The organism is Streptomyces sp. MBT65 (assembly GCF_016612545.1).
Lineage (GTDB): Bacteria > Actinomycetota > Actinomycetes > Streptomycetales > Streptomycetaceae > Streptomyces.
The window spans coordinates 1-5,087 of the sequence record NZ_JAENRY010000543.1; the positions used below are offsets into that span (position 1 = coordinate 1).

Consider the following 5,087-nt stretch of genomic DNA (forward strand, 5'->3'; position numbering starts at 1 on the left):
CAGGAGCAGTACGGCCTCCGCCGTCGCCGGCCGGGCCGGGTACGGCGGAGGCCGTACTGCTCCTGGAGCGGCTCTCCCCGCTGGAGCGCGCGGTCTTCGCCCTGCGGGAGATCTTCGGATGCGGCGCGGCACGGATCGCGTCGGCCGTGGGCTGCTCGGAGGCGGTCGCCCGGCGCCTCGTCACCGCCTCCGTGACGGCGCCGTACCAACCCGGCGCTCCGGACGGCCCCGATGGCCCCGATAGCCCGGGCCCGCGCTGGCCCGGCCGTATCGCCGGCGCGGACCAGGTGGCCCGGGTCCTGGCCGCGGTCGTCCCGGCCCTGCTGGGCATCGGCGTCACCATGACACCGCAGGACGACGTGGACGGCGGCCCCGGCGCCGTCTTCCACGACCGCCACGGCACCCCCCTGGGCGCCCTGGCCCTCGGTATCGGCGAGGGACGGATACAGACGGTCCGCTGGCTGGCCGCCCCCCAGGACCCCGGCGGCAAGAGCCCCGACGCGGCGGCCTGACACCCCGCCCCGGCCGCACACCGCGGTGCGGCAGCCCCCGGCTCCCGGGAACTGCCGCACCGCGGTCCTGCGCGAGGCTCACGCGCCGGCCGTACCGGCCTGCGTGGCGTCGGCGACCAGGTCGCCGAGATCGAGGTCGAACAGCCCGCCGGCCCGCCCGCTCAGCCCGGAGATCAGCTTCACGAAGTCGACCTGCGCGTCGTTCTCTTGGCCGGGGTCGTTGATCTCCTGGGCCAGGTTGAAGTAGAACCCCTTGGTCTTCGAACGGTCGTAGAAGCCCTCCACGAACGTGCGGATGTCGTGGAAGAAGTCCTGGTAGGCGCGCGAGTACCGGTCCAGGGCCTTCTCCTCGATCCCCGGGTGCTGCAGGACCGTGTCGATCACCTTCGACAGCGTGCTGCCCGCCAGCGTCGCGAGCGCGACACCGGTGGAGAACAGCGGGTCCACGAAGGCGGCGGCGTCCCCGACCAGCACCCAGCCGTTCCCGTGGAACCGCTCGTTGGTGTAGGACCAGTCGCGCGCGGAACGGTAGCCGGCGGCCTGGGTGGCGTCCTTGAGGATGTCCTTCAGCTTGGTGGTGCGGGCGATCTCCGACTCGAAGAGGTCCTCCAGCGACTTGTCGCTCCCGCTCGCGACGTCCGACCGCGTCACGTACCCGACGCTGAAGACGCCCTTGTCGATCGGGATGCCCCAGAACCAGCCGTCCCGGGTCCCCTCGATGAGGATGTTGCTCCACTCGTCGCCGGGCAGCCGGTGGCAGTTGTCGAAGTACGTCCACACCGCGACGTTGCGCAGCTGGTCGTTCCAGTTGACCGCGGAGAACTTCCGGCCCAGCACCCGCGCCTGCCCCGACGCGTCGACGACCAGGGCGGCCCGCGCCTCCTGGGTGCCGCTCAGACCGCGCAGGGCGTAACGGACACCCACGACCCGGCCGTCCTCCTCCAGCGGCTCCTTCACCGTCGCGTCCTCCACGACGAAGGCACCCAGCTCCCGCGCCCGGTCCAGCAGCAGCGCGTCCAGGTCGGCACGGCGTGTGTGGTAGGCGTACGGAATACGGCCGCCCGTGGTGAACGAGAAATTCCACGGGACCTCGTTGTTGCCCCACACCAGAGTTCCGCCGTATTTACGCTCGAAGCCCTTCGCCTCCATGCGCTCGACCAGGCCGAGTTCCTCCATGGGCACCATCACACCGGGAATCAGGGACTCCCCGACGTGATAACGCGGAAACCGCTCGCGGTCGAGCACGAGAACACGGTGCCCGCGCTTGGCGAGAAGCCCCGCGGTGGTCGCACCGGCGGGCCCGCCGCCGATCACGATAACGTCGAAATCCTCAGTGACCCCAAAAAGAGTGGGCGACATGCGAGACCTTCCCCAGTCATGGATTCGGCCGTACCCGCGAGCCGCGTGACATCAACTCCCGCTCCCGCCGGGCACGTTCACCCATCAGAATGCGGGCCGCCCGCGGGCCGTGTCATCGCCGAGATTGCTCAGCGCGGAACACAGCGTTTCTGCAGCGGAATTCCGCCCGCACCCGCCCGGATCACCACCGGCCGTCCTGTCCCGGCCGGCTCACGTCCTGGGCGCGGCCGGCACCCGGCCGGCCGGCGGGCGGGCCGGGACGGAACGCGCCACGGCGCCCCCACCCCACTCCCACCTCCACGGCCCCGGCGTCACCGCCGCGGCCGCGGAGCACGCCGCGGCGCGCGGGGCCGTACTCAGCCGCCCCGGGGATGCGACGGCCCGGCCAGCACAACGGCCTCGACCGCCTCGTACCGGCCGCGTTCCCGCGCGGCCGCCCTCCGGCCCGACACCACGGTCCCCAGCACACCGCACAGAAAACCCGCCGGCACCGACACCAGGGCGGTGGTCGTGAACGGGAACCAGTTGAAGTCCGCCCCCGGGAACGCCGACTGCGGGGAACCGGAGACCAGATTCGTCCCCGTCATCAGCACCAGCACACTCACGCTCCCGCCGATCAGCGTGTACAGCAGGCCCGCCCGCGTATAGCGCCGCCAGAAGAGACCGAGCACGAGCGCGGGCGCGATCGCCGAGGCCCCCAGACAGAACGACACGATGGCCAGCGGCTGCAGACTGCGGTGCTGCGCGAGCACCGCCAGCCCGATCACCGGCACCCCCACCCCCAGCGCCGACAGCCGCGCCAGCGCCATCTCCCGCAACGGCGCCGTCCCCGCCCGGGCCAGCACATCGTGCGCCAGCGAGTTCGCGCACGCCAGCGTCATGCTCGCCACCGACGCCAGCAGCGTCAGGAAAATGGCCGTGGTGACCGTGGTGAACAGCAGTCCCTCCGCACGGGAGAGATCCGCCCCGAACGCGGCCCGCGCCCCCAGCAGATACGCGGTGTTGCCCCGCGGATCCGCCGCCGCGATCTCCCTGCCCCCGATCAGCGCGGTCGCCCCGACCGCCACCACCGTCATCACCCCCATGAACAGCGCGACCGCCGACACCGCCCAGGACATCGCCCGGCGCACCTGACGCGTACTGCCCGCCGTGTACATCCGCATCGTCACGTGCGGCAGACAGGCACCGCCCAGCACGATCGCGCACTGCGTGCTCACCATGTCCCAGGCCGGATACCGGCCCCCGGCGAACTGCAGCCCGTAGCGCAGATACGCCGGCCCCGCACCGCTGTGCACCGCCGCCGCCCCGAACAGCGCCTTAGGGCTCCACCCGAACGTGTGCAGCACCAGCGCGGCCACCACCAGCCCCGAGCCCAGCAGGATCACCGTCTTCAGGATCTGGATCAGCGCCGTCCCGCGCATCCCCCCGATCGCCGCATACGTGATCATCAGCGCCCCCGCGCCCACGACGCACCCGGTGCGCATCGCCCCGCCGGAGAACCCCAGCACGAACCCCAGCAGCTGCCCCACACCGGCCAGTTGCACCACCATCATCGGCACCAGCGCCGCGAGCGTGACCCCGCACGCCGTGATCCGCACCGCCCGCCCCGGCATACGGCGCCCCAGCACATCCCCCATCGTGAACCGGCCCGTGTGATGCAGCGGCTCCGCCAGCACGAACATCAGCAGCAGCAGCGACAGCAGGGTGCTCAGCGCCAGCACCACACCGTCGTACCCGCACAGCGCGATGATCCCGCCCACCGTCAGCACCGTCGCCGCCGAGATGTAGTCACCGGCGATCGCCAGACCGTTGCGCAGCGGCGACAGGAACCGGTACCCGGTGTAGAACTCGTCCAGGTCCTCCCGGTCGGGACCCGTGATCACACACAGCAGCAGCGTCAGCGTCACCACACTGCAGAACGCCACCAGCGACCAGGACTGCGCGGCGCCCTTGAAGTCCGTCACGGCCGCCACTCCCCGTCACGGCCCTGCCGCTGCACCCGCCGCGCCAGCGGATCCACGAACCGGCGCGCGGTCAGCTCGTAGAACACCACCGCCAGCCAGGTCACCGGCAGCTGCACCAGCGCCAGCACCAGCCCGAACGGCAGCCCGCCCGGCGCCGGACGCCCCATCAGCGACGGCATCCGAACGGTCAGCGTCAGAAACACCGCGAAATAACCCAGCGCCGCCAGCGCTGCCACCCGCCGCTGCCACCGGCACGCCCGCCGCAGCAGCCTCAGATCCCGGTGCGGCCCGGTCCACGGACGGACCCGCCCCACCGCCCACCCCGGCGCGACAGAGGACGCGTGCCGCCCGGCCCGGTGCGGCAGCGGACGTAACTCGGAACTGTCGGAAGACATCCCAAGATCTCCTAGAGGGTCGTGGGCCCCACAAGGCACGGACCGCGAAACCGCGGGGGAGAACGGCCCGGATCACCGCACGCTATGCGCCTCCCGCACCGGGCGCAGCACTTCCGGCAAACTCCCTGAACAAACCACCACACCGCCCTGACCTCGCATGTTGCACATGAGGAGGGGGTGACGGGGGAGTACGGCAGTGCCCTGTGGGCCCCGGACACGCCGGACCGGGACCGGGCTCCGCGAGGCCCCCGACGAAACAAACGAAACAACAGAACATTGTTCTGTTGTCCACTGCGGTAGGGTGACACCATGGCCCGCGACCCCCGCCAGCAAGCCCGTGACCGCCTCTCCGCGCTCGGGGACCCACCCGCGGCCGACACCACCGCGGCCCACCGCCTGCAGAAGGACGCCGCACTGCTGGGACGCCTGTTGGCGGCAGCCGGCGAACAGAACAACGACGGGCACGCACCGCATGTGGACCCCGACGACGTGGGCGCGGCCCTCGGCCTGTTCGAGACCATGCGCCACCAGCTGGACCGCCTGGAGACCCAGGTCGTCATCGAGGCCCGGCGCCGCGGCCTGGACTGGCGCCAGATCGCCCGCTACCAGGGACTGAACTCCTCCCAGGCCGCCTCACAGCGCTACCAGCGGCTGATGACACGGCTCGAAGAGATCCGCCAGGGCGTCAGGTAGCAGAGGAAGAGAAGCAGATGACGAACCAGCCCGACGAGCTGTTCACGGCCGTCGACTCGCTGCTCGCCGCCGTCGACGACGGCACGGTGCTGCCCGCCCCGGCCGAACGCACCCGCCTGCGCGAGGCAGCCGGCCTGGGTCAGGCCGGCTGCCTCGCGCAGGCG

The 5,087-nt window shown here is 71.7% G+C and carries 5 protein-coding genes; 2 read left to right on the forward strand and 3 right to left on the reverse strand.

What is annotated here, in order from left to right; translation table 11 throughout:
• Positions 1–512 (forward strand): sigma factor-like helix-turn-helix DNA-binding protein (locus JHN63_RS49995; RefSeq protein ID WP_267953878.1); only part of this gene is annotated, 512 nt, incomplete at its 5' end.
• A gap of 78 nt (positions 513–590) precedes the next feature.
• On the opposite strand, the gene JHN63_RS50000 is transcribed toward JHN63_RS49995, so the two are convergent.
• From JHN63_RS50000 to JHN63_RS50010, 3 genes are all read right to left on the reverse strand, one after another.
• The gene (locus JHN63_RS50000; RefSeq protein WP_307782183.1) at positions 591–1,826 is read right to left on the reverse strand and encodes an NAD(P)/FAD-dependent oxidoreductase; all 1,236 of its coding nucleotides are present in this window, start codon (positions 1,824–1,826) and stop codon (positions 591–593) included.
• A 401-nt stretch (positions 1,827–2,227) separates the two neighbouring features.
• Positions 2,228–3,835, reverse strand: coding sequence for a cation acetate symporter (locus tag JHN63_RS50005; protein WP_200691778.1), 1,608 nt, complete (start codon positions 3,833–3,835; stop codon positions 2,228–2,230).
• Positions 3,832–4,230 (reverse strand): DUF485 domain-containing protein, encoded by a 399-nt coding sequence (locus JHN63_RS50010; RefSeq protein WP_200691779.1) that lies wholly within the window; start codon positions 4,228–4,230, stop codon positions 3,832–3,834. Before JHN63_RS50010 ends, JHN63_RS50005 begins: the two co-directional genes overlap by 4 nt.
• A 309-nt stretch (positions 4,231–4,539) precedes the next feature.
• Here JHN63_RS50010 and JHN63_RS50015 point away from each other — a divergent pair, with 309 nt between their 5' ends.
• Positions 4,540–4,923 (forward strand): hypothetical protein, encoded by a 384-nt coding sequence (locus tag JHN63_RS50015; RefSeq protein WP_200691780.1) that lies wholly within the window; start codon positions 4,540–4,542, stop codon positions 4,921–4,923.
• Positions 4,924–5,087 lie beyond the last annotated feature (164 nt).